This is a genomic window from Sphingopyxis sp. JAI128, assembly GCF_014207235.1.
Lineage (GTDB): Bacteria > Pseudomonadota > Alphaproteobacteria > Sphingomonadales > Sphingomonadaceae > Sphingopyxis.
In genome coordinates this window covers 67481-91712 of sequence record NZ_JACHDA010000004.1, presented here as the reverse complement: position 1 = coordinate 91712, position 24232 = coordinate 67481, and the positions used below count along the sequence as shown (strand labels likewise).

Below are 24232 nucleotides of genomic sequence, written 5' to 3'. Positions count from 1 at the left end.
AGGGAGCGACATAATGAACAGCAGGACAATCAAGCTCACCATTTTGACCAGCATCGGCGCGATCGCGCTGACCGGCTGCGTCACCGACCCCGTGACCGGCGAACGGAAGATCTCGAAGGCCGCGATCGGCGGCGTCGGCGGCGCGCTCGGCGGCTATCTGCTCGGCGACCTGATCGGCGGCCGCAACAGCCGGACCGAAGAAATCGTCGGGGCAGGCATCGGCGCGGTCGCCGGTGCGGGCGTTGGTTACTATATGGACCAGCAGGAAAAGAAGCTGCGCGAACGCACCGCGGGCACCGGCATCGACGTTGAACGCCAGGGCGACCAGCTCGTGCTCAACATGCCCGGCGACGTAACCTTCGATCTCAACAGCGCGATGGTCAAATCGCAGTTCCGCAGCGCGCTCGACAATGTCGCCTCGACGCTCGCCGAATATCCCAGCACCTATATCGACGTGTATGGCCACACCGATTCGACCGGCAGCGACAGCTATAACCAAGGCCTGTCCGAACGCCGCGCCGCATCGGTCGCCGACTATCTCGCCGGCCGCGGCATCCAGCGCGCGCGCATGGCGACGCTCGGTTACGGCGAATCGCAGCTCAAATGCTCGCCCGAACGCAGCGAGGCCGATTATCAGTGCAACCGCCGCGTCGAAATCCGCATCGCGCCGGTCACGCAGGCCGACGTCAACGCGGCGCGCTAATATTTTTCCCGACTGACGTCGGGAAGGGGCACCGGCCCTCTCCCCCTCGCCGCCTCCCGATATCGTATCCTGTGGGAGGTTAGAAGGAGGAGAGGGCCGGTGCCGCCGCTTTCCGCAAAGCGGAAAGCATCGTTAGGCCAGACTCGGGAAGCTGGCTTTGAGCCCGTCGATGACGAACTGCGCCGCGAGCGCCGCGAGCAGCACGCCGAGCAGGCGGGTAATCACCGCCTCGCCCTTGTTGCCGATCAGCCGCATCAGCGGTCCGGCGGCGAGCAGCGCGGCGAGGGTGAGTAGTAGCACGAGCAGCAGCGCGCCAAAGATGATGAAGGCGCGCTCAAGGCCATTGTTCTGCGACACGAGCAGCATCACCGACGCGATCGACCCCGGCCCGGCGAGCATCGGCATCGCCATCGGGAACACCGACACATCTTCGATCTCGGGCGTTGCCATCACCTTTTCGGCGCGCTGCTCGCGCCGTTCGGTGCGCTTTTCGAACACCATGTCGATCGCGATGATGAACAGCATGATCCCGCCCGCGATGCGGAAACTGTCGAGATCGATGTGAAGGAAGCTCAAAAGCGCTTCGCCGAACATCGCGAAGAAAACGAGGATGAATCCCGCGATGATCGTCGCGCGGATCGCCATCGACCGGCGCTGCTGCGCGCTCGCGCCACCCGTCAGGCTGGCATAGATCGGCGCGCAACCCGGCGGGTCGATCACGACGAACAGCGTGACAAAGGCCGAGATGAAAAGGTCGATCATGACTGTTTGGGCGCCGCGACCTGGTCATCGACGACGGTCGCCATCGTCTTGCCGTCCCACAAACGGATGGTGATGCGGCGCGACTTGTCGGCGCGAACGGTCGAGGTCCAGCTCAGTGTCTGGTCCCCCGACAGGCCGACCGCCATATCCTCGCCCTCGCCGCCTGCCTCGATCGGCACCGCAGGCCGCGACCCGCAGGCCGCGAGCTTCGACGCGATAAAATCGGGCGCTTCGCGCGGCGTCGCCAACGCGTCGCCATGGTCGAGAGCCCAGCGGATCCGGCCTTTCTCGTCCCGGAGCCAAACCGTCGTGAAATAGCCGTGCGCCGGACCCTTTTGCCAGGCGCCCGTCGTAACGCCGGCATTGCCGTCGCAGCTGACATAGACGGCGTGCGGTTGCCACTTCACCGCCTCGGCCGGGTCCTTCTGCGATTTCAGCCAGCCTTCCGCCTTGACGCGCTCGGGCACGAACATGACGGCATCGGGATGCGCGGTTTCGCGGAACGCAGTCCACTGCCCCTTCTCTTGCGCGAGCCGGGCAAAGCCGATTTCGGCAGCCACGAAAGCGCTGGGGTTCGCGGCGAGCGGCCGATTGCGGAACTCGTCATGCGGTGCCGCACAGCCCGCAAGCATCGATGCAGCGACAAGGGCGACCGGCCAAACACGCATCAAAAACCCTCCGGATCGGCAAGCCCCGCGCGGCGATGCGCAGCGACGAGCGTGTTGCGCAGCAGGCAAGCGATGGTCATCGGGCCGACGCCGCCGGGCACCGGCGTGATCGCATCGGCAACCGCCGCTGCCTCGGCATAGTCGACGTCGCCGACCAGCCGGCCCTTCGTTTCGCCCTGCACGGCCGGAAGGCGATTGATGCCGACGTCGATCACGATCGCGCCAGGCTTGATCCAGTCGCCCTTGACCATCTCGGCGCGGCCGACCGCTGCCACGACGATGTCGGCGCGGCGGACGAGCGCCGGCAGATCCTTCGTCCGGCTGTGCGCCATCGTCACCGTGCAATTGGCGCCGAGCAGCAATTGGCCCATCGGCTTGCCGACGAGGATCGAGCGTCCGACGACAATCGCGTCCTTGCCCGACAGGTCGCCGAGCCGGTCCTGAAGCAGCAACAGGCAGCCATAGGGGGTGCAGGGCACCATGCCCGCTATACCGAGCGCAAGCCGCCCCGCGCTGACCGGGGTCAACCCGTCGACGTCCTTGTCGGGATCGATCACCGCCACTGCCGCCTGTTCGTCGAGATGGCCGGGCAGCGGCAGTTGCAGCAGGATGCCATCGACTGCCGCATCGGTATTGAGCTGCCGCAGCAAGGCTTCGACCTCGGCCTGCGTCGCGGTCGCGGGCAGACGATGTTCGAAACTCGCCATGCCGGCCGCGACGGTCGCCTTGCCCTTCGATCCGACATAGACCGCGCTCGCCGGATCGTTGCCGACCAGCACGACCGCAAGGCCGGGCGCGCGGCCCGTCGCCGCCTCGAATGCCGGAACCGCATCGGCGATCCGTGCGCGCAGGCCCGCCGCGAACGCCTTGCCGTCGATTATCCGCGCGCCTTCGGCCACGTCAGATCGCCCCGCTGTTCATGCCGAGTGTATAGAGATAGGAAATCACCGGCCCCTGCAGGATGATGATCAGGATCAACACCACCATCGGCGTCAGGTCGAGCCCCCCGAAATCGGGCATGATGCGGCGGAAGGGGCGGTAGAGCGGTTCGGTGATCCTTTCAAGTACCTGCCAGAGCTGGTTCACGAAGTCATTATGCGTGTTGATGACGTTGAATGCGATCAGCCACGACATTACGGCTTGCACGATGATGATCCACCACAGGATATTGAGCAAGATCGACAGGATTTGAAGAAACATCAGATACATTGGGGGCTCCGGCCAGAAGGTCGAGAAAAGCGCTTTTAACGGTGAATGAGCGTCCCCGCACCCCTTGCGGTGAAAATTTCCAGCAGCATCGCGTGCGGGATACGCCCGTCGAGGATGACCGCCGCCTCGACGCCCGCATCCACCGCGACCACGCAGGTTTCCACCTTGGGGATCATGCCGCCGGTAATCGTCTCGTCGGCCTTGAGCGCTTCGATCGCCGCGCGGTCGAGGTCGGTCAGCAGCGCGCCGGATTTGTCGAGTACGCCGGCGACATCGGTCAGCAGGAAAAAGCGTTTCGCGCCAAGCGCCCCCGCGATGGCGCCCGCCATCGTGTCGGCGTTGATATTATAGGTCGCGCCGTCGGCGCCGAGCGCGACGGGCGCCACGATCGGAATGAAATTGTCGTTCGTCAAATTGGTGAGGATCGTCGGATCGACCGCGACGGGTTCGCCGACAAAGCCAAGGTCGACATGGCGCTCGATCCCCGAATTGGGATCGGGTTCGCTGCGGCGGACCTTTTCCGCCAGGACAAGATTGGCATCCTTGCCCGAAATGCCAACAGCGCGGCCGCCGAGTCCCGCGATCCAGCTCACGATTTCCTTGTTGATCTTGCCCGCAAGGACCATTTCGGCGACTTCCGCGGTCGCGGCATCGGTGACGCGCAGCCCCCCGACGAAGGTCGATTCGATCCCGAGTTGTTTCAGCATCCGGCCGATCTGCGGTCCGCCGCCGTGCACCACGACAGGGTTGATGCCGACCGCCTTGAGCAGCACCACGTCCTCCGCAAAGTCGCGCTGCGCCTCGGGATCGCCCATTGCATGGCCGCCATATTTGATCACGAAGGTCTCGCCGGCATAGCGCTGCAGATAGGGCAGCGCCTCGACGAGCGTTTCAGCCTTGGCAAGAAGGTCGGGCATTTTCGATGGATCGGTCACAGGCATCATCCGGCAGTCTTCGCATCGAGGCTGCGCCCAAGCGCGACCAGCCCGGTGATGATGAAGGGAATGACCAGCACCGACAGCGCGACCTTCGCGAGCATCTGGCCTCCCATCAGATTGGCAATCGGAAACACGCCGAAAAAGGCGATCGTGACGAACAGCAACGTATCGACAATCTGGCTCAGCGCGCTGGCGATCGCACCGCGGATCGCCAGCCAGGTCGCCCCCGTGCCCGGGCCCTCGCGGCCCCGCAGCTTGGAGAAGATCGTGACGTTCAGGAATTGCGAGGTGCCATAGGCAACGATCCCCGCCGCCATCAGGCGCGGGCTTTGCCCCAGGATCATATCGAACGCCGCCAGTCGCTCGGGCTGCATTTCACCCGACGCCGGAAGCGCGAGGACCAGCGCGGTCAGCATGATCGACAACACCAACGGCACAAAACCCCACAGCACGAGCCGGTTCGCGACCGATTGCCCGTGGAGTTCGGACACCGCGCTCGATAGCGCGACGAGCATCAGGAAGGCAAAAATGCCGGCCTCGACGGCAAGCCAGCTACCCAGCGCGACCTGCTTGTTCCCGAGCACGCCGGCAAGCACGACCATGCCGCCGTAAACGATCGAGAAAAGGAAGAGCGAAGGTGAAAGCGTGCGCGGCAGCGCCGCCGAGGTCGGTTCGGTCATGCCGCCCGATAGTCGCTTTTGCCCGGACTGGAAAGTCGAGAAACAAGCGTCTGCCGGGCGGCTCTTGCCCCACCGCCAAAGCCCGCTAGACAGGCCTATTCACTTGCGGGGGACGCATCAGCATCATGGAACGCCTTATCGGTTTGGTCGGCATCATCGCATTGCTCGCGATTGCCGTGCTTTTTTCATCGAACCGGCGCTGGATTCGCCCGCGCATCGTCGTCCCCGCCTTCCTGCTTCAGGCCGGCTTTGCCATACTCGTCATCGGTACACCGTGGGGGCGCGCGGTGATCCAGACGATGTCGAACGGCGTGTCGAACCTCTTGAGCTATGCCGACGAAGGCACGCGTTTCCTGTTCGGAGACGTGCTGACTCAGGCGCCTTATGGCAAGGCGGTGTTCGCGATCGGCGCGCTGCCCGTCATCATCTTCTTCGCCTCACTCATCTCGGTGCTCTATTATCTTGGCATCATGCAGTTGATCATCAAATGGGTCGGCGGTGCAATCCAGAAAGTCACCGGCATCACCAAGGTCGAAAGCCTGGGGGCCGCAGCGAACATCTTTGTCGGCCAGTCCGAATCGCCGCTCGTCATCCGGCCCTATCTCGCGGGCCTCACGCCCTCGCAGCTGTTCACCGTCATGACGGTCGGCATGGCCGGCGTCGCGGGGACAATCCTCGGCGCTTATGCGGGGATGATCGGTCCGCACCTCCTGCCCTATCTGCTCGCCGCGAGCTTCATGTCGGCGCCCGGCGGCATTTTGATGGCAAAGATCATGATGCCCGACGATCCGAAGGATATCGGCATCGAGCCCGTCGTAATGCCCGAAGCTAGCCATGACGAAGAGAAGCCGGCGAACATCATCATGGCGGCGGCGCAGGGCGCGCAGACCGGCGTCAAACTCGCCGTGGCGGTTGGCGCGATGGTGATGGCCTTCGTCGCGCTCGTCGCGCTCGCCAACGGTATTCTTGCCGGCATCGGGGGCTGGTTCGGCTATGAAGCCCTGTCGTTTCAAGCGATTATCGGCGCGATCTTCCGCCCCGTCATGTGGCTGATGGGCGTGCCTTGGGAGGAGAGCGCCACCGTGGGCGGACTGTTCGGCAGCAAGGTCGTGCTCAACGAATTCGTAGCCTTCATCGATCTTGGCCGGGCGCAGGGCGGGATGTCGATGGCGGCGGTCGCGATTGCGACCTTTGCGCTCTGCGGCTTCGCGAATTTCAGCTCGATCGCGATCCAGATGGCCGTGACCGGCGGGCTTGCGCCAAACCAGCGTCCGATGATCGCCAAGCTCGGCCTCAAAGCGCTGCTCGCGGGCAGCCTGTCGAACCTGATGTCGGCGGCGCTTGCCGGACTGATGCTCGGCGTCGCGCCGCCGCTTGCCAAACCCGCACCCGCGGCTCCCGCCGTACCAGCCACCGCGCCGGACTTCGCGCCCGCGTTGCCATCCGAAACGGCGCCATGATGCACCGCCGCCCATCGCGCTGACGAAATTGGGAGAATTTGCAAGCCCTCTGCAAATGCCGTAAACTCGGAACATAAGAAATCCCGGGTCGCATCCGAAAAATGGGAGGCTGTGATGAAAACCTCTTATCCTTTGTCGATTCTGGCCGTGGTAGCGGCGTCGGTCGGAGCGGGATTCCTCTCCAGCTCATATGCCCAGTCGGTCGGGACCGAGCAGTACCGCCCATCCGAAGCCACCATCTACCGTGACGCAGGCTATCGCGGCCCCGCGGTTTTTATCAGCGAGGAGAAACCCAATCTCGGTCTCAGCTGGCCGGTCAATTCGATCCGCGTGCCCCACGGACACTGGGAATTGTGCGAAAAGACGCGCTATCGCGGCAGGTGTCGCACCGTCGAACGCGATACGCCGATGCTCAACAATGTCCTGCGCGGGGTGACCGTCCAGTCGATGCGGCCGACCGGCGGCGGTGCGAACCCGGGTCTGCCCGCCAACGATCAGGTTGCGCGCGGAAATTTTGCCGAATTCCACACCCAGCCGTCGGACCGCAATAATCGGGTGCTCGCCTGTCCCCGCGGGTCGGCAACCGCGAATTGCGCCGCGCAGACGGCCGACAACTGGTGCCGGTCGATTGGCTGGAACGGGTCGGCGCGCGAGCATATGGAGACGGTCAGCGGGCGGGTCTACCTCGCCGACGTGCTTTGCGTTCGCTCCGGCTATTGAGGGGGAGACCGAAAATGAAGACGATCACGGTTTATACGACGGCCATCACGCTTCTCGCTCTTACAGCCTGCTCGTCGATGCCGCGCAATACCGGCACCAGCTATGACTGCAATCGAGGTACGAAGCTGAAGGTCGATTATATTGGCAACGGGGCGATCGTGCGCGTCAACGGCAGGAACTCGATGGTCCTGAAGCAGACGCCATCGACGGGCGGCGCAGTCTATGAAAACAAGAAGGGCGCGCGGCTCCAGCGGAACGGCAACGAGGTGACGTGGAACACCGCGCTGCGCTCGGCGCCCGAAAGCTGCCGCACCGTCAACACGCCGCTCTGAAAGCCGGGATCAGGGCCGGGCGGGTGTCTTGCAGCCGCGCTCGAGCCCAACGCCTTTCAGGAAACCGCGACGCACGGTCCCCGCATAAACAGCGAGTGCGTAGCGTCGCCTTTCGGCGTTGGCGCCGGTCACCTCGCCGATCAAGCCTCGAAAGGGAATGATCGACCCCGCAACCGTCCCGGCGACGCGACCGGCGGTTTCCTCGCGCTTCTTCGCCCGGCTCTTATCGACCTGTTCGTTGACGTCAGCGCCCAGAACATCGTTCAGTTCGGCAACTTCGCGAATGATCGCAGCGCATTTGCCCATTCCGTGGAGCGAATAGGGATCCTCCTGGATCGCCAGCAGCTTAGGCGGGACTTCCTTGCCGTCGAAAGGCTCGGTCACCTCGTTGGCGGTGTCCTTGATCGTCGATTCTTCCGGTGCGCCCTGCTGGGCATTGGCGGAGGAGGTCCCGGCCAGCAAGATTGCCGCCAGAAAGAACAAGAACTTGTCACGCATGAGCATATCATCCCCTATAATCTCGCATATCCAACGCGCCCGATGCCTTTCGGCTCCCTTGGGAGCTATATCGGGCGGCGAGCGGTGATCTGAACCCACGGCCCCTGCACGCCGTCATAGCCGCCACCAAGGCTTTCGGTAAGTTCGAGGCCATCCCAGCGCGCAGCTTCACGATATACGGCCTCGAGTTCCCTGGAAGAAAAATAGTTGAAATAGCGCCCGAAACGGTCGCGCCCCTCGCATCCTCCGCCCTTGTAGCTCGCGAAGTGCAGTCCACCGGGCTTCAGCGCGCGATGGATGCGCGCGAGCACGCCCGGAAGATCGCAGCGCGGCACATGGAGCAGGCTGGCCGAGGCCCATATCGCGTCGTAGCGGTCGGCAGCGGAAAGCTCATCGAAGCGCATCACGCGGACCGGCCTTCCTAGCCGCGCCTCGGCCTGTGCCGCAATCTCGGCCGTGCCGTCGGTCGGCTCGACCGTGAAACCGCGCGCGATCATATGCGCGGCGTCACGCCCGCCGCCGCACCCGAGCTCGAGGACCGCGGCTCCTTGCGGCAATCGGTCGAGGAAGAAATCGAGGTGGCGCGAGGCACCCGATGGGCCCGACGCGGCATAAACCGGTGCCTCGGCCGCATAGAAGGCAAGGGTCGGGGCGTCGAAACCGCTCACCGCGTCGGCACGGGTGCCTCGCCCCTCCAGTCGTAGAAGCCGCGCCCGGCCTTTTTCCCGAGCCAGCCGGCATCGACATATTGGACCAGCAGAGGCGCGGGACGGAATTTCGGATCGCCGGTGCCGCTGTAGAGCACGCGGATGATTTCTAGGCAGGTGTCGAGGCCGATGAAGTCTGCGAGCGTGATCGGCCCCATCGGGTGATTGAGGCCAAGCCGGCAGCCAGTGTCGATATCCTGCATCGTCGCGACGCCTTCGCCGAGCGCGAATACTGCTTCGTTGATCAGCGGCATCAGCACGCGGTTGACGATGAAGCCCGGCGCGTCGTTCGCGTGGACGATTTCCTTGCCGAGCCCGCGGCCATAGGCCTCAACCTTCGCGAGGGTATCGTCGCTCGTCGCGAGACCGCGGATCAGCTCGATCAGTCCCATCACGGGCACCGGGTTGAAGAAATGAACGCCGATGAAGCGCGCCGGCTCGGGCGCGGCCTGCGCGAGGCGGGTGATCGGGATCGAACTGGTATTTGACGCGAGGATCGCGGTGGACGAGAGATGCTGGCCGACGCTGGCGAAAATCGTACGCTTGATGTCCTCACGCTCGGTCGCCGCCTCGATCACCAAGTCGGCGGGCGCGAAGGCGGCGTGGTCGGCGACGGGTGCAATGCGAGCGAGCAGCGCGTCGGCATCGGCCTGCGCCATCTTTTCTTTCGACACGAGCCGGCCGAGCGCCTTGGCGATGCCGGCCTTGCCCGCTTCGGCACGCGCGATGTCGATGTCGGACAGGAGGACGTCGTGACCAGCGCCCGCCGAAACCTGCGCGATCCCCGCGCCCATCTGTCCCGCCCCGATAACGCCGACGATCATGATATGCCCTTTCGCTTGAAGCCCTCTGTCCGTGCCCCTACGGCTTGCGGCCCTCGCGTCAAGGGCGGAGCTTCAGGGTGCCGAACGGAACTCGGTCGCCTTTGCCAGGATCAGCGCGAAACCGGGGTCGGCATCGTCCCACGTCGCGACGGGCGTCCAGCCGCTCGCGCGGAGGAGCAGGTTCGCGTCGCGCGGTCCATATTTATGGCTGTTTTCGCTGTGGATCGTCTCGCCTTTCGCCATATGATAGGCACGGCCATCGATCGTGAAGTCCATGTCGCATGCGGCGACGAGATGCATTTCGATTCGCGCATGGACATCGTCCCACACCGCGCGATGCGTGAAATTCTCGACCGGGATGTCGCCACCCAATTCCCGGTTGATCCTTTCGAGCAGGTTGAGGTTGAACGCTGCGGTCACTCCCGCCGGATCGTCATAAGCGAGTTCGAGGGTGCCGACATCCTTGATGCGATCGATGCCGATCAGCATCAGCGACCCGTCGCCGAGCGCGCTGCGCCAGTTGCGAAGCAGGTCGATCGCGGTTCGCGCCACCATGTTACCAATCGTCGAGCCGGGAAAAAAGCCCAGTTTGGGGATGGAGCAAATTTCGCGCGGCAGTTCGACGCGCTGCGTAAAATCCGCCTCCACCGGATAGATGGCGAGTCCTGGGAAACGCGCTGCAAGCGCCTCGGCGCTGTCGCGCAGGAAGTCGCCCGAAATATCGACCGGCACGTAGGCCGCGGGGTCGATCGCATCGAGGAGCAACGGTGTCTTGGCCGAGCTGCCCGAGCCGAGTTCGACGACCGCACGCGCCGGACCGATCGCCGCGGCAATGTCCGCGGCGTGGCGCATCAGAAGGTCGGTCTCGCTGCGCGTCGGATAATATTCGGGGAGCGCCGTAATGTCCTCGAACAGCGCCGACCCGATCGCGTCGTAGAACCAGCGCGCGGGGATCGCCTTTTGATCTTGCGACAGCCCGGCGTGGACGTCGGCGCGGAAGGCGATGTCGACACCGGCGTCGTCGGCCGAAACCTGGCGAAGGTTGCGCACAACACCCATGGTCAAAGATCTTTCGCTAGGCGCAGGCCAGTGAACTGCCAGCGCTGGTGGGGATAGAAGAAATTGCGGTATGACGCGCGCAAATGGCCGCGCGGCGTCGCGCAGCTGCCGCCCCGGAGTACGAACTGGCCGCTCATGAACTTGCCATTATATTCGCCGACCGCGCCCGGCGCGGTGCGGAAGCCGGGATAGGGACGATAGGCGCTGCCGGTCCATTCCCACACGCTGCCGAACATCTGTTGCAGATCGGTGTCGCCTCCCGCCGCGACAGGCTGGACGGCTCCGGCTGCGTCGAGCTGCTGGCCGCCATGCGGGTCGAAGGATGCCGCCGCGGCTTCCCACTCGAATTCGGTGGGCAGGCGCGCGCCGGCCCATGCCGCGAAGGCGTCGGCCTCGAAAAAGCTGATGTGCGTGACGGGCGCGCCGGGATCGATGTCCCGCCAGCCCGCAAGCGTGAAATATTGGTTGTCCCGCCAATAGGCAGGCGTCTCGATACCGTCGGCCTGCGCCCATGCCCAGCCGTCGCTGAGCCAGAGCGAAGGCGTGCGATAGCCGCCGTCGGCGATGAATTCGTGCCATTCGCCGTTGGTTACCGGACGGCTGGCGAGCGCGTGCGGCGCGAGCAGCGCTTCGTGGCGCGGTCCCTCGCAGTCGAAGGCGAAACCGTCGCCGCCGTCGCCGGTCGCGACAATCCCTTCAGCGCCCTTGACCCAGTTCATGGCGGAAAACTGCCGAACTTCACGCGCGATCGGCGCGTCCCACACCGCCGGGCCGAGCGGGTTTTGCGCAAAAAGATGTTTGATGTCGGTAAGCAGCAATTCCTGATGCTGCTGCTCGTGATGGATGCCGAGCTCGACGAGCGTGAGAGCCGCGGGAGACAGATCCTGCAAAGCGTCCCCCACAGCCGCATCGACATGCGCACGCCAGTCGCGGATTTCGTCCAGCGAAGGGCGCGTCAGCAGGCCGCGCTGCGGGCGCGCATGGCGCGGCCCCTCGGCCTCATAATAGCTGTTGAAGAGATAGGGGTAGCGCTCGTCGAAAAGACGATAGCCCGCGACATGGTCGCGCAGAATGAAGGTTTCGAAGAACCATGTCGTGTGCGCGAGGTGCCATTTGGCCGGAGAGGCGTCGGGCATCGATTGCGCGCTGGCATCGGCGTCGGACAGCGTCGCGACAAGATCGAGCGACAATCCCCGCGTCGCGACGAAGCGGCGGGTCAGCGCTTCGATCGGGTCGGTGCGAGCAGAAGCGTCAGTGCGGCTGGCCATGCTGAGACAATCCCCCGAGGTGCGATTCGGTTTCGCGGTTCACCCGATTATGGTTGCAGCATGGGGCAAAGTCTAGAACATTTAGGGAACAACGCTTTATCGCCGTCGCGAATTCGGATGCATGCGCGGGGCAACGAAGATTAACGCGTCGCGCCGGGTTTCCAGAGAATGTCACCGCCCGCCGCGGCGTTGAGGTGCCGCGTGAGCACGAAGAGATGGTCCGACAGGCGGTTGAGATAGCTGAGCGCGAGCGGGTTGAGCTTGCGCGTCGCCCCCGCCGCGACCGCGGCGCGTTCGGCGCGGCGCGTCACCGCGCGCGCGAGGTGAAGCCGTGCCGCGGCTTCAGTGCCGCCGGGGAGGACGAAGCTTTTGAGCGCGTCCAGCGCCGCGTTCATCGCGTCGATCTCGTCCTCCAGCCGCGCGATCTGGCTCGGTACGATGCGTAATGCCATTTCGTGCGGGCCGAAACCGAACTGGATGTCGGGCGGGGTCGCAAGGTCCGCGCCGAGATCGAACAGCTCGTTCTGGATGCGGGTGAGCATCGCGGCCTCGTCGCTCGCCGGATCGAGCGCGGCGGCGGCGATTCCGAGCACGCTGTTCGCTTCGTCGACGTCACCGATCGCCGCCATCAGCGCGTCGGACTTGGCGATGCGCGAGCCGTCGACAAGGCCGGTGGTGCCGTCGTCGCCGGTCCGCGTGTAGATCTTGTTGAGTTTGACCATGTTATCGGGGTTCCTGCGCCGGCCCGCTCCCCCACCCGGCCTCCCGAACCCGTGTACCCTGTAGGGAGCCGGATGGGGGAGCGGTTCGGCGCCGCATCGTCAGAATCATCCGCCCGCGGCGAGCAAGCCGATCAGCACGAGCAGAATGATGGTGATCGCCTGCCATTTGACGCGCGCCATCATCATCTTGTTCTGCATCACCTGATTTTCGTGCGCGGTGCCGTCGACCTGGGCCTTATGCCCTTGCGAGAAATAGAAGAGCCCCCGCGCGAGCGAGAAGAGGACGAAGCCGGCGGCGATCACGACGCCAAGGACGAGCAGGATTTCCATAGCCCCTATTTAGGGATTTTGCAGCGAATAGCCAGCGGGAAGCCGGTCGCCCGCCAGATCGGCGGCAAGCACGCGGCCATCGATGCCCGCTTCGCGCAGCGACTTCAGCGATGCCGCCGCATCGCGCTTGGCGAGCCTTTTGCCGTCCGCGCCGCAAACGAGCGCGTGATGGCGGTAGATCGGCGTCGGCAGCCGGAGCAGCGCCTGCAGCAGCCGGTGGACGTCGGTCGAGGCGATCAGGTCGGCGCCGCGAACGACGTGCGTTATCCCCATGGCTGCGTCGTCGAGCGTGCTTGCGAGGTGATAGGAGGCGGGCGCATCCTTGCGCGCGAGGACGATATCGCCGTGCGCGGCGGGGTCGGCGACGCGGTGCCCCTGACCTTGCTCTTCCCAGGCGAGATCGCCCGCCTCCGCCACCGCACGCGCCATATCGAGGCGCCAGCAATGGGGCTCCGCCGCCACGCGCCGGTCGCGTGTCGCCGCGGACAGGCCACGGCATGTGCCGGGATAGATCGCACCGGACGGACCGTGCGGCGCCGACAGGCTGGCGGCGATGTCGGCGCGGGTGCAGAAACAGGGGTAGACGAAACCGCGCGCGCGCAGATCGTCGAGCGCGGCGGCATAGCAGCCGAGCCGGTTGGACTGGCGCACCGGGGCGCCGTCCCAGTCGATCCCGAGCCAGGCGAGGTCGGCGAGCGAGCCCGCGACATAGTCCTCGCGCGAGCGGCTGCCGTCGATGTCGTCGATACGGAGACGGAAGTCGCCACCCGCGGCGCGCGCGGCGGCGTACGCGCACACCACGCTATAGGCATGGCCCAGGTGGAGCTCGCCGGTCGGGCTGGGGGCGAAACGCGTCAGCATGCGCCCGCAATGAATCCATATGCTGTGCCAAGTCAAAGCGAAACATTCCATATCTTGCGGACAGAAGCCCCTTGACGGCAGAATCTGATAGGGCATGTAATGACAGTGTCACGCGCGGGAGGCAGTGGCGCGCCATCCCGTGAAGCAATGGGGGCAGCGTTATCTAGCCATGTTCCATCCCGATCTTGCCCGGCATCCCGATAGCTGTCCGGCGCTCGTTCTCAACGCCGACTATACGCCGCTGAGCTATTATCCGCTGAGCCTCTGGCCCTGGCAAACCGCGGTGAAGGCGGTGTTCCTCGACCGGGTCACCATCGTCGAAAATTACGAACGCGAAATCCATTCGCCGACGCGGACGATGCCGATCCCGAGCGTCATCGCGCTCCGCCAATATGTGAAGCCGTCGGAGCATCCGGCGTTCACGCGCTTCAACCTGTTCCTGCGCGACCGTTTTGCATGCCAATATTGCGGGTCGGGCAAGGACCTGACCTTCGATCATGTCGTGCCGCGCCGGTTGGGCGGGCGCACGACGTGGGAAAATGTCGCGACCGCCTGCGCCCCGTGCAACCTGAAAAAAGGCGGGCGCACCCCGCAGCAGGCGCATATGCCGCTCTATCGCCAGCCGTGGCGTCCGACGAGCTGGCAGTTGCAGGACAATGGCCGGGCTTTCCCCCCGAATTACCTGCACACGAGCTGGATCGACTGGCTTTACTGGGATGTTGAACTCGAAGGCTGACGGAGGCACAACCGACGCGACAGCATGGGTTCACCTCGATGGCATTAGGCGCCTCGCCAACCATCGCAAACGGAGGAATATCATGGTTCGCATCACCCGCATCCTCGCCGCAAGTGCGATCGCCGCTCCGTTGCTCGCCGCCTGCGCGACCACGCCGGCCGAGCAGCCCGTATCGGTCACCGGCAGCATCACCTATCGCGAGCGCATCGCGTTGCCGCCGACGGCGCAGATCGAAATCACGCTTGCCGACGTCAGCCTGATGGATGCGCCGTCGAAAACGATCGCGCGTCAGTCGTTCACTGCCGACGGGCGGCAGGTGCCCTTTGCTTTCACAATGACGGTCGACCAACGCTCGCTCGACCCGCGCCACAGCTATGCGGTTTCGGCGCGGATCACCGATGCGACGGGCAGGCTGATGTTCATCACCGACTCGCGCAACTCTGTTGCGTTCGACGATCGGCGCACGATCGATATGGGCATGCTAACCCTCGTCAAGACGAACTGATATAACGCTGCTGGTTTGGCGCATAGCTATGCGCCGCTTGACCCTGCACCTTCGCAGGTGCAGCAAGCGGCGCATGGGCCCGCCTATCCAGATCTCGCAAAATCCCGACATCCGCTATTTGGGGCGGATCCTCGGCGACGTCATCCGCGCTTATGGCGGCGACAAATTGTTCCGCCAGACCGAATATATCCGCTCGTCGAGCGTCGATCGGCACCGCGGCATCGCGGGGGCCGAAGCGATCGACCCGGGGCTCGATGCGCTGAGCCTCGACGACACGATTTCCTTCGTGCGCGGCTTCATGCTCTTCTCGATGCTTGCCAACCTTGCCGAGGATCGGCAGGGCGTCGCGGCCGAACCCGAAGCGACGGTCGCGGCGGCGCTCGAAAAGCTGAAGGCCGACGGGATCGACGACGACGCGGTCGCGGCGCTGCTGGACGCATCGCTTGTTGCCCCCGTGCTGACCGCGCATCCGACCGAAGTGCGCCGCAAGTCGGTGCTCGACCACAAGAACCGCGTCGCCGAGCTGATGCGGATGCGCGATGCCGGGCTCGACGAGACGCCCGAGGGCGACGTGATCGAAGAAGCGATCCGGCGGCAGGTCGTTCTCCTGTGGCAGACGCGCCCGCTGCGCACGCAAAAACTGTTCGTCGCCGACGAGATCGACAATGCGCTCACCTATTTGCGCGACGTCTTTCTGCCCGTGGTCCCCAAGCTCTATGCGCGCTGGGAAAAGGAGCTGGGAACGCGCCCCGCGTCCTTCCTGCGCGTGGGCAGCTGGATCGGCGGCGACCGCGACGGAAACCCCTTCGTCACCGCCGAGACGCTGCGCATGGCGACAAGCCGCAACGCCGCCGCGGTGATTGGCCATTATATCGATCAGGTCCACGCGCTCGGCGCCGAACTGTCGGTGTCGTCGGCGCTCGCGCCGGTGACCGAGGCGGTCAAAGCGCTGGCCGAAGCGAGCGGCGACGGGGCGCCGAGCCGCAGCGACGAACCCTATCGCCGTGCGCTGTCGGGCATCTATGCGCGGCTGTCGGCCACTTATCTGGCGATCACCGGCAAGGCGCCGCCGCGCCCTGCCGCGCTGAAAGGTGAGGCCTATGCCACCCCCGCCGATTTCCGCCGCGACCTCGTCACCATCGCGAACGGCCTGTCGGCGAGCGGCAAAGGGCAGCTCGCAGGCATCGGCGCGCTCGGACGGCTGATCCGCGCGGTCGAGGTGTTCGGGTTCCATCTCGCGACGCTCGACATGCGGCAGAACAGCGCGGTGCACGAACGCGTGCTCGCCGAACTGCTCAAGGTCGCGGGCGTGTGCGACGATTATCTGGCGCTCGACGAAGCGGCGCGCGTCGCGCTGCTCACCGACGAACTCGCGAGCGACCGGCCGCTCGCCGCACCATGGCACGAATGGAGCGAAGAAACCGCGGGCGAGCTTGCCATCGTCCATGCCGCAGCCGACGTGCGCGCGCGGCTCGGCAAGGATGCGATCTGCCAGTGGATCATCAGCATGGCGCAGGACCTGTCCGACCTGCTCGAAGTGCATGTGCTCGCGCGCGAAGGCGGGCTGTGGCGCAGCGGCACCCACGCGGGCGCCAGCAATCTGATGGTCGTGCCCTTGTTCGAGACAATCGACGATTTGAGCCGCGCGCCCGATATCATGCGACGCTATTTCGCGATGCCCGAAATCGGCCCGCAGGTCGGCGTGCGTGGGCATCAGGAAGTGATGATCGGCTATTCCGATTCGAACAAGGACGGCGGCTATTTCACCTCGACCTGGGGGCTGCATCAGGCGTCGCAGGCGCTGACCCCCGTGTTCGACGAAGCCGACACCGCGATGCAATTGTTCCACGGTCGCGGCGGCGCGGTCGGGCGCGGCGGCGGCAGCGCCTTTGCCGCGATCCGCGCGCAGCCCGCGGGCACGGTGCAGGGCCGCATCCGCATCACCGAACAGGGCGAGGTGATCGCCGCCAAATATGGCACGATCGACAGCGCGGCGACCAATCTGGAAGCGATGGTGTCGGCGAGCCTGCTCGCGAGCCTCGAGCCCGAGAGCCTTGGCGGCGATGCGAGCGAGCGCTTCACGGCCGCGATGGACGCTTTGTCGGACACCGCCTTTGCCGCCTATCGCGACCTTGTATACGGCACGCCGGCGTTCAAGGATTTCTTCCGCGCGATGACGCCGATCGCCGAGATTGCGACGCTCAAGATCGGATCGCGCCCGTCGAGCCGCAAAAAGAGCACCGCGATCGAGCATCTGCGCGCGATCCCCTGGGTGTTCAGCTGGGCGCAGGCGCGCACGATGCTGCCCGGCTGGTACGGGACGGGCGAGGCTTTCGCGGGCTTCAGCGACAAGGCGCTGCTTGCCGACATGGCGCAAAGCTCGCCCTTTTTTGCCGCGCTGCTCGGCAATATGGAAATGGTGCTCGCCAAGTCCGACATGGGGATTGCGGCGCGCTATGCCGCGCTCGCGAGCGATGTCGACGGGCACGACGCGATCTTCGCGCGCATCCGCGACGGCTGGCACCGCGCACACGACGGGCTGCTCGAAATCACCGGGCAGACGCGATTACTCGAGAAGAATCCGGCGCTCGAGGCGTCGATCCGGCTACGACTGCCCTATATCGAGCCGCTCAACCTGCTGCAGATCGAACTGATGAAGCGCCACCGCGCGGGCGAGACCGATCCGCGCATCGCCGAGGGCATCCAGCTGACGATCAACGCGATCGCGACGGCGCTGAGGAATAGCGGGTAAGGCCTGACCCTACCCTTTCCCGCTTGTTTCGGTGTCGGTCTGACCGTCAGACCTTCGTGATCACCACTTCGCCCTTGGCGTTCGCGCCGTCGGGGGCGAAGTCGATGCGGAAATCGTCGCCGTCCTTGTCCTTGCCCGCGAGCGTGTCGCCGCTGCGCGTGACCGCGACGCCCTTCTTCGCAAATTCGCCCGCCATCCAGTCGGCGGCCTTGGCCGGCGCCGCGGGCGAGGTAAAGCCGAGCTTGACCGTCGCCTTGTCGGCGCCATCCTTGTCGGTCGCGTCGACGTCGACGCTGGTGACCTTGCTGCCCGGATAGAGCTTGACCCCGTCGATATCGAAATCGCTTTCGATATCGAGATCGACGAAGTCGGGGACGTCGATGTCGATCCCACCGCCTTCGCCGCCGATCTTGATCTTGCCGCCGTCCTTGCCCGCCTTGATCTGGACGCCGCCATGCTCGCCGCCAGCGTCGATCGACACTTCGGTGGCCCCCTCCGCCTTCTTCTCTTCCGACCCGCAGGCGGCGAGGAGCATCAGCGGGGGAATCAGGAAGGCGGAACGCATGGTCAATCTCCTTGGTGCATTATCTATGTAATACACCTTGGGGATTGCCGAGTCAATCGTGGACCCCGATCAAGTCCGGGGCGACGAGGAAGAAAAGAGTGGCGTCAGGCGTCGATGCTCGTCTTCAGGTCGCCATGCACCAAGCCGCCATCGACGGTGATGGTATCGCCGACGACATAGTCGCCCGCCTTCGACGCGAGGAAGATCGCAGTACCCGCCATATCCTCGGGCACGCCGATCCGCTTGACCGGGATGCTCTTCGCCACCGCGTCGCCATGGTCGCGCGCGGCCTTGTTCATGTCCGACTGGAAGGCGCCCGGCGCGATCGCGGTGACGAGGATGTGGTCGGTGACGAGCCGCGCCGCCATACGCTTGGTGAGGTAGAGGATCGCCGCCTTCGAGGCGTGGTAGCTGTAGGTTTCCCACGGGTTGAGGCGCATGCCGTCGATCGAGCCGATGTTGATCACCTTCGCCGGGCGGTCGTGCGTGCCGCCCGCTTTCAGCAGTCCGTGGAGCGCCTGCGTCAGGAAGAAGGGCGATTTGACGTTGATGTCCATCACCTTGTCCCAGCCGGCCTCGGGGAAACCTTCGAAGGGTTCGCCCCACGCCGCGCCGGCGTTGTTGACGAGGATGTCGAGGCGCTCTTCGCGCGCTTCCAGTTCTTTCGCGAGCGCGCGGCAGCCCTCAACGGTCGCGAGATCGACGGGAAGCCCGACGACCTTGCCGGGGTAGCGCGTCTCGAAATCGGCGACGGCTTCCTCGATCTGCGCGGTCTTGCGCGCCGAGATATAAACGCGCGCGGCGCCCGCGGCGAGATAGCCCTCGACGATCATCTTGCCGATGCCGCGCGACCCGCCGGTGACGAGCGCGATGCGGCCGTCGAGGCCGAACATGTCATTGAGGTTCATTGTCGTTCTCCGATATTCCCCTCCCGCTTGCGGGAGGGGTTAAGGTGGGCCAGCGACGGTGCGGTTGCCCACCCCGCTGCGAGTAGCGAGCAAGCTCGCAACTCTCGCTGCCCCTCCCGCAAGCGGGAGGGGATAGGTTCGACTCAATAGCCGTTCATGCGCGCGACCTGGTCGATGTGATAATGGACATCGCCCATATACTCCGCCAGCGCGCGGTCGCGTTTCATGTAGAGGCCGATGTCATATTCGTCGGTCATGCCGATGCCGCCGTGCATCTGCACGCCCTCGCGGACGGCCAAGTTAGCCGCGCGCCCTGCCTTGGCCTTGGCGACCGATACCATCAGCTTCGCGCCTTCATTGCCCTCGTCGAGCAACTGCTGTGCCTTCATCACCGTTGCGCGCGCGACTTCCATTTCGCCATAGAGATGCGCGGCACGGTGCTGGAGGCCCTGGAACTCGCCGATCAGCTTTCCGAACTGCTTGCGCTCCTTGAGGTAATTGACGGTCATGTCCATCGCGCCCTGCCCGACGCCGACCATTTCGGCGGCGGCGCCGGTACGGGTGGCGGCGAGCAGGGCGTCGAGAATCTCGCTACCCGCATCGACCTCGCCGATCACCGCGTCGGCATCGACCTCGACGCCGTCGAGCGTGACATGGCTCGCGAGGCTCGAGTCGACGAGGCGGCGCGGGTCGGCGGTGACGCCTTTCGCATCCTTCGGCACCGCGAACAGGGTGATGCCGCCGTCGGTCTTTGCCGCGACGATGCTCATGTCGGCGACATGGCCGTGGAGGACGAAGCTTTTCTTGCCGTCGAGACGGAAGCCGTTGCCCGCGCGCGTCGCGGTGGTCGCGATGCGGTCGGGGCGGTGCTTCGCGCTCTCGTCGATCGCGAGCGCGACGATTGCCTCGCCCGAAGCGATCGCGGGGAGCCAGCGGCCCGCCTGCGTGCCGCCCGCCTTGGCGAGCGCAGCGACCGCGCCGACGCTGGTCGCGAGGAAGGGCGACGGGGTCAGGTTGCGGCCGATTTCCTCGAGCACGATGCCCGCCTCCATATGCCCCATGCCAAGCCCGCCATGCGCCTCGGGAACGAGCATGCCGGGCAGGCCCATTTCGGTGAACTGCGCCCACAGGTCGCGCGAGAAGCCGGTTGCGTCGGCAGAGTCGCGCAATTTGCGCAGGTGCGACACCGGCGCCTGTTCGGCGACGAAGGGCGCGACGCTGTCCTTGAGCATCGCCTGGTCGTCATTGTGATACAAGGGCATGGGTCAGGCTCCGGGCAGGTCGAGGATACGCTTGGCGATGACGTTGAGCATGACTTCGCTCGTCCCGCCCTCGATCGAATTGGCCTTGGTGCGCAACCAGCTGCGCGCGCGGGCGCCGCCCTTGCTTTCTTCGCTGTCCCATTCGAGCGCGTCGCTGCCGCCCCCTGCCATGACGAGCTCGTGCCGCCGCTTGTTGAGTTCGGTGCCGACATATTTCATCATGTTCGACGACGCGGGATGGGCGCGACCGGTTTTCCACATGTCCATGAAGCGTTCGCCCATAGCCCTGTAGGCAAAGACGTCGGTATCGAACGCTGCCATTTCGGCGCGCAGGATCGGGTCGTCGAGCTCGCCCGCGGCATTTTTGCCGAACGCCTTGGCAAACGCGCCGCCGATGCTGACCATGTCGCCGCCAGCGCCGCCGCCCGAGATCATCTCGCGTTCGTGGCCGAGAAGATATTTGGCGACGTCCCAGCCGCGGTTGATTTCTCCAATGAACTGCGACTTCGGCACCTCGACATCGTCGAAGAAGGTTTCGCAGAAGGGCGAATTTCCGCTGATCAGCAGGATCGGCTTGGTCGTGACGCCCTTGCTCTCCATGTCGAAGAGCATGAAGGTGATGCCCTGATATTTGTTCGTTTTGTCGGTGCGGACGAGGCAGAAGATCCAGTCGGCCTTGTCGGCGTAGCTGGTCCAGATCTTCGACCCGTTGACCACCCAATGATCGCCCTTGTCCTCGCCGAAGGTCTGCAGACTGACGAGGTCGCTGCCCGAACCGGGTTCCGAATAGCCCTGGCACCAGCGGATTTCGCCGCGCGCGATCGGGTTCAGATAATGGACCTTCTGCTCCTCGGTGCCGAATTTGAGCAGCGCGGGCCCAAGCATCCAGATGCCGAAGCTGTCGAGCGGCGAGCGCGCCTTGATGCGCTTCATTTCCTGCTTGAGGATCTTGGTCTGTTCGGGGGTGAGCCCGGCGCCGCCATAAGGCCTGGGCCAGTCGGGGACGGTATAGCCCTTGGCAACACAGGCATCGAGCCATGCCTTTTGGGCCGCATTCTTGAATTTGAATTTCCGCCCGCCCCAGCAGACATCATCCTCGTCGCGCACGGGCTCGCGCATTTCGGGGGGACAATTGGTTTCCAGCCATTCGCGCACCTCGGTGCGGAAAGCGTCCAGATCGCTCATCTTCAGGCTCCTCTTCTCTGCCCGAATCTACGTCCGCTTCGCCACTTTACGCAAGCGTCAACTTAGCGCGCCGGACCGACGCTACGGCGCCGTAACGGAAGGTCGAGGGCCGTTGACGGGGGCCGCTTCGCGCCTAAGCTAAGTGGCAAAAGAAAACGGGAGCAGAGATATGCGATTCGCAGGCAAGGTCGCCGTCGTCACCGGCGCGGCATCGGGTATCGGCAAAGCCACGGTGCTGAAACTGGCGAGCGAAGGCGCGCATGTCTTTGCCGCCGACATCGACGAGGCGGGCGGGAAAGCGCTCGCCGAACAATCGAACGGCAAGATCGATTTCGTGCGCTGCGACGTCACCGTGCCCGCCGATATCGAAGCGCTGATGAATGCCGCTGCGGCGAAAGCGAGCGGGATCGACATCGTGTTCAACAATGCCGCCGCGGGCGGCGACCGCGCGCCGATCGACGAGATCAGTCCCGAAGGCTGGGACCGCACGATGGACCTCGTCCTCAAATCGGTCGCGATGGGCATCCGCTACGCCGCGCCGCATATGAAGGGCCGCAAAGGCGCGAGCATCGTCAACACCGCGAGCGTCGCCGCGCTCGGTGCCGGCTATTCGCCGATCGCCTATGCCGTCGCCAAGGCGGGCGTGCTGCACCTGAGCAAGGTCGCCGCCACCGATCTGGCGCAATATGGCATCCGCGTGAACGCGATCTGCCCCGGCTTCATCAACACCAATATCTTCACCGCCTCGCTCGAGGTGCCCGGCGAACTCAAGGCGCAGGCGAATGACGTGATTGCGCAGATGAGCGCGAATGCGCAGCCCGTCGCGCGCGGCGGCCAGCCCGAGGATATCGCGAACGCGGTCGCGTACCTGGCGAGCGAAGAAAGCTCCTTCATGACGGGCACGCACCTGCTCGTCGACGGCGGGCTGACGATCGGCCAGCGCCACGCGTGGGACAAGGAAACGCCGGGCATGTTCGACGCGCTGCTCGCAATGGAGGAAGCGGCGAAAGCCGGGGCCGCCGCGTGAGCGCGGCGAGCGTTGCGGCGCCCAAAGCCGAACGCCTGCCGGTCTGGCTGAAGGTCACCCACGGGCTTGGCAGCATCGCCTATGGCGTCAAGGATAACGGCTTTTCGACCTTCCTGCTGCTCTTCTACAACCAGGTGGTCGGGCTCGACGCGGGTATCGTCGGGACCGCGATCATGGTCGCGCTGATCGCCGACGCGTTCGTCGATCCGGTGATCGGCGAACTCACCGACCGCACCCGCAGCCGCTGGGGCCGCCGCCTGCCCTGGCTTTACGGCGCGCCGATCCCGCTCGCGATCGCGTGGATGCTGCTGTGGAGCCCGCCCGAGATGAGCGACGCGATGACCGTCGCCTGGCTGATCGGTTTCGCGATCATCGTGCGTTCGCTCGTGTCGATGTGCGAAGTGCCCTCGGTCGCGATCGTCCCCGAACTCACCGCCGATTATGACGAGCGCACGATCGTCATGCGCTATCGCTACCTGTTCGGATGGGGCGGCGGCCTGCTCATCCTGCTGCTCGCCTATGGCGCCTTTTTCGGCGGGCCGAAGGGGCTCGTCGATCCCGACGGCTATTTCCCCTATGCGCTGGCCGGCGCGTTGATGATGGCGGGCGCGGTGATGATTTCGGCGGCCGGCCAGCATAGCCGGATCGCGGTGTCGAATCTTGCCGACGTCAAGCCGGTGACGACGCTGCGGCAGGTGCTGCGCGACATGGGCGATACGCTGTCGAACCGGGCCTTTCTGTGGCTGACCTTTGCCGCGCTGTTCGGTTTCATCAACCAGGGCATCACCTTCTCGATGACCAATTATCTGCTCGGTTTCTTCTGGCAGCTGAACCAGGGCGAGATGATCGCCTATGTCTTCCTGCTGTTCGGGACGATGATCGCGGCCTTCCTGCTCGTCGCGCCGATCTCGGCCTGGCTCGGCAAGCGCGACGGGGCGATCCTCGCGGGTGCGATCGCGCTGCTGGTCAATTGCGGCATGTATTTCGCATGGATCCAGGGCGTTTTTCCCGGCCTGCCGGGGAAACCGAGCGCGACGGCGATGTTCGCGCTGGTCTTTGTCGCCAACACATTTTCGATCATCCTGATGATCCTGTCCTCGTCGATGATGGCCGATGTCGTCGAAGCGTCGCAGGGCGAGACCGGGCGGCGGTCGGAAGGGCTGTTCTTCGCGGGCTATTTCTTCATGCAAAAATGCGCGACGGGGATCGGCATCTTCTTCGCGGGGCAGATCCTGTCCTTTGCCGCCTTCCCCGCGAACGCCAAGCCGGGCGAGGTCGGGGGCACGGTGCTGGGCGACCTTGCGCTCGGCTATGCGCTCGCGGTGCTGGTGATCGGCACGCTGGGGCTGATCGTGATGCGCAAATTTCCGATCTCGCGCGCCGACCATGAGGCGCGGCTGGCGCTGCTCGACGATGCGGCGCGCGGCGAACCCGATGCCACCGGCGCGCATCCATAAGCGAAAACTGCGCGCGATGACCAAATGAGGTAATTTTAGGACCGCAGGACTTGGCAAGGCCGGCGAATCGGTCCAAAGGTTTACGTGAACGTAA

General features: G+C 64.9%; 27 protein-coding genes. 9 read left to right on the top strand and 18 right to left on the bottom strand.

Going from position 1 to position 24232, the window contains the following annotated elements; translation table 11 throughout:
- The first annotated feature begins 13 nt into the window (after positions 1–13).
- The gene (locus HDC35_RS11230) at positions 14–703 is read left to right on the top strand and encodes an OmpA family protein (RefSeq protein ID WP_184646749.1); all 690 of its coding nucleotides are present in this window, start codon (positions 14–16) and stop codon (positions 701–703) included.
- A gap of 132 nt (positions 704–835) precedes the next feature.
- On the opposite strand, the gene HDC35_RS11225 is transcribed toward HDC35_RS11230, so the two are convergent.
- From HDC35_RS11225 to HDC35_RS11200, 6 genes are read right to left on the bottom strand one after another with little or no spacing between them, the layout of a single operon-like run.
- A complete protein-coding gene (locus HDC35_RS11225) occupies positions 836–1465 on the bottom strand; it encodes a MarC family protein (RefSeq protein WP_184646747.1) in 630 nt (209 codons plus the stop codon).
- Entirely contained in the window at positions 1462–2133 is a 672-nt protein-coding gene (locus HDC35_RS11220) for a hypothetical protein (RefSeq protein WP_184646745.1), read from the bottom strand. Before HDC35_RS11220 ends, HDC35_RS11225 begins: the two co-directional genes overlap by 4 nt.
- Positions 2133–3032 (bottom strand): bifunctional methylenetetrahydrofolate dehydrogenase/methenyltetrahydrofolate cyclohydrolase FolD, encoded by a 900-nt coding sequence (gene folD, locus HDC35_RS11215; protein WP_184646743.1) that lies wholly within the window; start codon positions 3030–3032, stop codon positions 2133–2135. The genes HDC35_RS11220 and folD overlap by 1 nt, the downstream gene beginning before the upstream one ends.
- A 1-nt stretch (position 3033) precedes the next feature.
- Complete coding sequence (locus HDC35_RS11210) at positions 3034–3342, bottom strand: YggT family protein (protein ID WP_058803412.1); 309 nt, start codon at positions 3340–3342, stop codon at positions 3034–3036.
- Between the two features lie 35 nt (positions 3343–3377).
- On the bottom strand, positions 3378–4286 hold the full coding sequence (gene argB, locus HDC35_RS11205; RefSeq protein ID WP_184646741.1) for an acetylglutamate kinase: 909 nt from the start codon (positions 4284–4286) through the stop codon (positions 3378–3380).
- Positions 4283–4960: a queuosine precursor transporter gene (locus HDC35_RS11200; protein WP_184646739.1), complete on the bottom strand. Its 678-nt coding sequence runs from the start codon at positions 4958–4960 to the stop codon at positions 4283–4285. The genes argB and HDC35_RS11200 overlap by 4 nt, the downstream gene beginning before the upstream one ends.
- A 125-nt stretch (positions 4961–5085) precedes the next feature.
- Here HDC35_RS11200 and HDC35_RS11195 point away from each other — a divergent pair, with 125 nt between their 5' ends.
- The 3 genes from HDC35_RS11195 (at position 5086) to HDC35_RS11185 (ending at position 7472) form a co-directional block, all read left to right on the top strand.
- Entirely contained in the window at positions 5086–6420 is a 1335-nt protein-coding gene (locus tag HDC35_RS11195; protein ID WP_184646737.1) for a NupC/NupG family nucleoside CNT transporter, read from the top strand.
- A gap of 114 nt (positions 6421–6534) precedes the next feature.
- Positions 6535–7140: a beta/gamma crystallin-related protein gene (locus HDC35_RS11190; protein ID WP_184646735.1), complete on the top strand. Its 606-nt coding sequence runs from the start codon at positions 6535–6537 to the stop codon at positions 7138–7140.
- Between the two features lie 14 nt (positions 7141–7154).
- Positions 7155–7472, top strand: a complete 318-nt coding sequence (locus tag HDC35_RS11185) for an MliC family protein (RefSeq protein WP_184646733.1) — start codon at positions 7155–7157, stop codon at positions 7470–7472.
- Positions 7473–7481: 9 nt separating this feature from the next.
- Here the strand turns inward: HDC35_RS11185 and HDC35_RS11180 are convergent, their stop codons facing one another.
- The 8 genes from HDC35_RS11180 to gluQRS form a co-directional block, all read right to left on the bottom strand.
- Positions 7482–7970 carry a hypothetical protein gene (locus HDC35_RS11180; protein WP_260397681.1) on the bottom strand — a complete coding sequence of 163 codons (489 nt, stop codon included), beginning with the start codon at positions 7968–7970 and terminating at the stop codon, positions 7482–7484.
- 65 nt (positions 7971–8035) lie between these two features.
- Positions 8036–8638: a bifunctional 2-polyprenyl-6-hydroxyphenol methylase/3-demethylubiquinol 3-O-methyltransferase UbiG gene (locus HDC35_RS11175; RefSeq protein WP_184646731.1), complete on the bottom strand. Its 603-nt coding sequence runs from the start codon at positions 8636–8638 to the stop codon at positions 8036–8038.
- Positions 8635–9501, bottom strand: coding sequence for a 3-hydroxyacyl-CoA dehydrogenase NAD-binding domain-containing protein (locus HDC35_RS11170; protein WP_184646729.1), 867 nt, complete (start codon positions 9499–9501; stop codon positions 8635–8637). Before HDC35_RS11170 ends, HDC35_RS11175 begins: the two co-directional genes overlap by 4 nt.
- Positions 9502–9573: 72 nt before the next feature.
- Complete coding sequence (egtD, locus tag HDC35_RS11165) at positions 9574–10560, bottom strand: L-histidine N(alpha)-methyltransferase (protein ID WP_184646727.1); 987 nt, start codon at positions 10558–10560, stop codon at positions 9574–9576.
- Between the two features lie 2 nt (positions 10561–10562).
- Positions 10563–11828 carry an ergothioneine biosynthesis protein EgtB gene (gene egtB, locus HDC35_RS11160; RefSeq protein WP_184646725.1) on the bottom strand — a complete coding sequence of 422 codons (1266 nt, stop codon included), beginning with the start codon at positions 11826–11828 and terminating at the stop codon, positions 10563–10565.
- Positions 11829–11968: 140 nt separating this feature from the next.
- Positions 11969–12550: a cob(I)yrinic acid a,c-diamide adenosyltransferase gene (locus HDC35_RS11155; RefSeq protein ID WP_184646723.1), complete on the bottom strand. Its 582-nt coding sequence runs from the start codon at positions 12548–12550 to the stop codon at positions 11969–11971.
- A 105-nt stretch (positions 12551–12655) separates the two neighbouring features.
- Positions 12656–12880, bottom strand: coding sequence for an HIG1 domain-containing protein (locus tag HDC35_RS11150; RefSeq protein ID WP_184646720.1), 225 nt, complete (start codon positions 12878–12880; stop codon positions 12656–12658).
- A gap of 9 nt (positions 12881–12889) precedes the next feature.
- Positions 12890–13741: a tRNA glutamyl-Q(34) synthetase GluQRS gene (gluQRS, locus tag HDC35_RS11145; RefSeq protein ID WP_184646718.1), complete on the bottom strand. Its 852-nt coding sequence runs from the start codon at positions 13739–13741 to the stop codon at positions 12890–12892.
- Positions 13742–13910: 169 nt separating this feature from the next.
- Between gluQRS and HDC35_RS11140 the strand changes: the two genes are divergently transcribed.
- The 3 genes from HDC35_RS11140 to ppc all read left to right on the top strand — a co-directional run bounded on the left by HDC35_RS11140 (position 13911) and on the right by ppc (position 17734).
- Positions 13911–14477 (top strand): HNH endonuclease, encoded by a 567-nt coding sequence (locus HDC35_RS11140; RefSeq protein ID WP_037553138.1) that lies wholly within the window; start codon positions 13911–13913, stop codon positions 14475–14477.
- Between the two features lie 82 nt (positions 14478–14559).
- The gene (locus tag HDC35_RS11135) at positions 14560–14982 is read left to right on the top strand and encodes a YbaY family lipoprotein (protein WP_184646716.1); all 423 of its coding nucleotides are present in this window, start codon (positions 14560–14562) and stop codon (positions 14980–14982) included.
- A 73-nt stretch (positions 14983–15055) separates the two neighbouring features.
- Entirely contained in the window at positions 15056–17734 is a 2679-nt protein-coding gene (ppc, locus tag HDC35_RS11130; RefSeq protein WP_184646714.1) for a phosphoenolpyruvate carboxylase, read from the top strand.
- 46 nt (positions 17735–17780) lie between these two features.
- On the opposite strand, the gene HDC35_RS11125 is transcribed toward ppc, so the two are convergent.
- From HDC35_RS11125 to HDC35_RS11110, 4 genes are all read right to left on the bottom strand, one after another.
- Positions 17781–18299 carry a hypothetical protein gene (locus tag HDC35_RS11125; RefSeq protein ID WP_184646712.1) on the bottom strand — a complete coding sequence of 173 codons (519 nt, stop codon included), beginning with the start codon at positions 18297–18299 and terminating at the stop codon, positions 17781–17783.
- A 104-nt stretch (positions 18300–18403) separates the two neighbouring features.
- Entirely contained in the window at positions 18404–19207 is an 804-nt protein-coding gene (locus HDC35_RS11120) for an SDR family oxidoreductase (protein WP_184646710.1), read from the bottom strand.
- A 143-nt stretch (positions 19208–19350) separates the two neighbouring features.
- Positions 19351–20469 carry an acyl-CoA dehydrogenase family protein gene (locus HDC35_RS11115; protein WP_184646708.1) on the bottom strand — a complete coding sequence of 373 codons (1119 nt, stop codon included), beginning with the start codon at positions 20467–20469 and terminating at the stop codon, positions 19351–19353.
- Between the two features lie 3 nt (positions 20470–20472).
- Positions 20473–21654, bottom strand: a complete 1182-nt coding sequence (locus HDC35_RS11110) for an acyl-CoA dehydrogenase family protein (RefSeq protein WP_184646706.1) — start codon at positions 21652–21654, stop codon at positions 20473–20475.
- Between the two features lie 169 nt (positions 21655–21823).
- Here HDC35_RS11110 and HDC35_RS11105 point away from each other — a divergent pair, with 169 nt between their 5' ends.
- Both HDC35_RS11105 and HDC35_RS11100 read left to right on the top strand, forming a co-directional pair.
- Complete coding sequence (locus HDC35_RS11105) at positions 21824–22681, top strand: SDR family NAD(P)-dependent oxidoreductase (RefSeq protein WP_184646704.1); 858 nt, start codon at positions 21824–21826, stop codon at positions 22679–22681.
- Positions 22678–24138, top strand: a complete 1461-nt coding sequence (locus tag HDC35_RS11100; RefSeq protein WP_184646702.1) for an MFS transporter — start codon at positions 22678–22680, stop codon at positions 24136–24138. Before HDC35_RS11105 ends, HDC35_RS11100 begins: the two co-directional genes overlap by 4 nt.
- The last annotated feature ends 94 nt before the right edge of the window (positions 24139–24232 follow it).

Excerpts from the sequence above, each read along its gene's own strand:
- HDC35_RS11230 (WP_184646749.1), top strand. The coding sequence starts at position 14 with ATGAACAGCAGGACAATCAAGCTCACCATTTTGACCAGCATCGGCGCG.
- HDC35_RS11225 (WP_184646747.1), bottom strand. The coding sequence starts at position 1,465 with ATGATCGACCTTTTCATCTCGGCCTTTGTCACGCTGTTCGTCGTGATC.
- HDC35_RS11220 (WP_184646745.1), bottom strand. The coding sequence starts at position 2,133 with ATGCGTGTTTGGCCGGTCGCCCTTGTCGCTGCATCGATGCTTGCGGGC.
- HDC35_RS11210 (WP_058803412.1), bottom strand. The coding sequence starts at position 3,342 with ATGTATCTGATGTTTCTTCAAATCCTGTCGATCTTGCTCAATATCCTG.
- argB (WP_184646741.1), bottom strand. The coding sequence starts at position 4,286 with ATGATGCCTGTGACCGATCCATCGAAAATGCCCGACCTTCTTGCCAAG.
- HDC35_RS11200 (WP_184646739.1), bottom strand. The coding sequence starts at position 4,960 with ATGACCGAACCGACCTCGGCGGCGCTGCCGCGCACGCTTTCACCTTCG.
- HDC35_RS11195 (WP_184646737.1), top strand. The coding sequence starts at position 5,086 with ATGGAACGCCTTATCGGTTTGGTCGGCATCATCGCATTGCTCGCGATT.
- HDC35_RS11190 (WP_184646735.1), top strand. The coding sequence starts at position 6,535 with ATGAAAACCTCTTATCCTTTGTCGATTCTGGCCGTGGTAGCGGCGTCG.
- HDC35_RS11185 (WP_184646733.1), top strand. The coding sequence starts at position 7,155 with ATGAAGACGATCACGGTTTATACGACGGCCATCACGCTTCTCGCTCTT.
- HDC35_RS11180 (WP_260397681.1), bottom strand. The coding sequence starts at position 7,970 with ATGCGTGACAAGTTCTTGTTCTTTCTGGCGGCAATCTTGCTGGCCGGG.
- HDC35_RS11170 (WP_184646729.1), bottom strand. The coding sequence starts at position 9,501 with ATGATCGTCGGCGTTATCGGGGCGGGACAGATGGGCGCGGGGATCGCG.
- egtD (WP_184646727.1), bottom strand. The coding sequence starts at position 10,560 with ATGGGTGTTGTGCGCAACCTTCGCCAGGTTTCGGCCGACGACGCCGGT.
- egtB (WP_184646725.1), bottom strand. The coding sequence starts at position 11,828 with ATGGCCAGCCGCACTGACGCTTCTGCTCGCACCGACCCGATCGAAGCG.
- HDC35_RS11155 (WP_184646723.1), bottom strand. The coding sequence starts at position 12,550 with ATGGTCAAACTCAACAAGATCTACACGCGGACCGGCGACGACGGCACC.
- HDC35_RS11150 (WP_184646720.1), bottom strand. The coding sequence starts at position 12,880 with ATGGAAATCCTGCTCGTCCTTGGCGTCGTGATCGCCGCCGGCTTCGTC.
- gluQRS (WP_184646718.1), bottom strand. The coding sequence starts at position 13,741 with ATGCTGACGCGTTTCGCCCCCAGCCCGACCGGCGAGCTCCACCTGGGC.
- HDC35_RS11140 (WP_037553138.1), top strand. The coding sequence starts at position 13,911 with ATGTTCCATCCCGATCTTGCCCGGCATCCCGATAGCTGTCCGGCGCTC.
- HDC35_RS11135 (WP_184646716.1), top strand. The coding sequence starts at position 14,560 with ATGGTTCGCATCACCCGCATCCTCGCCGCAAGTGCGATCGCCGCTCCG.
- ppc (WP_184646714.1), top strand. The coding sequence starts at position 15,056 with ATGGGCCCGCCTATCCAGATCTCGCAAAATCCCGACATCCGCTATTTG.
- HDC35_RS11125 (WP_184646712.1), bottom strand. The coding sequence starts at position 18,299 with ATGCGTTCCGCCTTCCTGATTCCCCCGCTGATGCTCCTCGCCGCCTGC.
- HDC35_RS11120 (WP_184646710.1), bottom strand. The coding sequence starts at position 19,207 with ATGAACCTCAATGACATGTTCGGCCTCGACGGCCGCATCGCGCTCGTC.
- HDC35_RS11115 (WP_184646708.1), bottom strand. The coding sequence starts at position 20,469 with ATGCCCTTGTATCACAATGACGACCAGGCGATGCTCAAGGACAGCGTC.
- HDC35_RS11110 (WP_184646706.1), bottom strand. The coding sequence starts at position 21,654 with ATGAGCGATCTGGACGCTTTCCGCACCGAGGTGCGCGAATGGCTGGAA.
- HDC35_RS11105 (WP_184646704.1), top strand. The coding sequence starts at position 21,824 with ATGCGATTCGCAGGCAAGGTCGCCGTCGTCACCGGCGCGGCATCGGGT.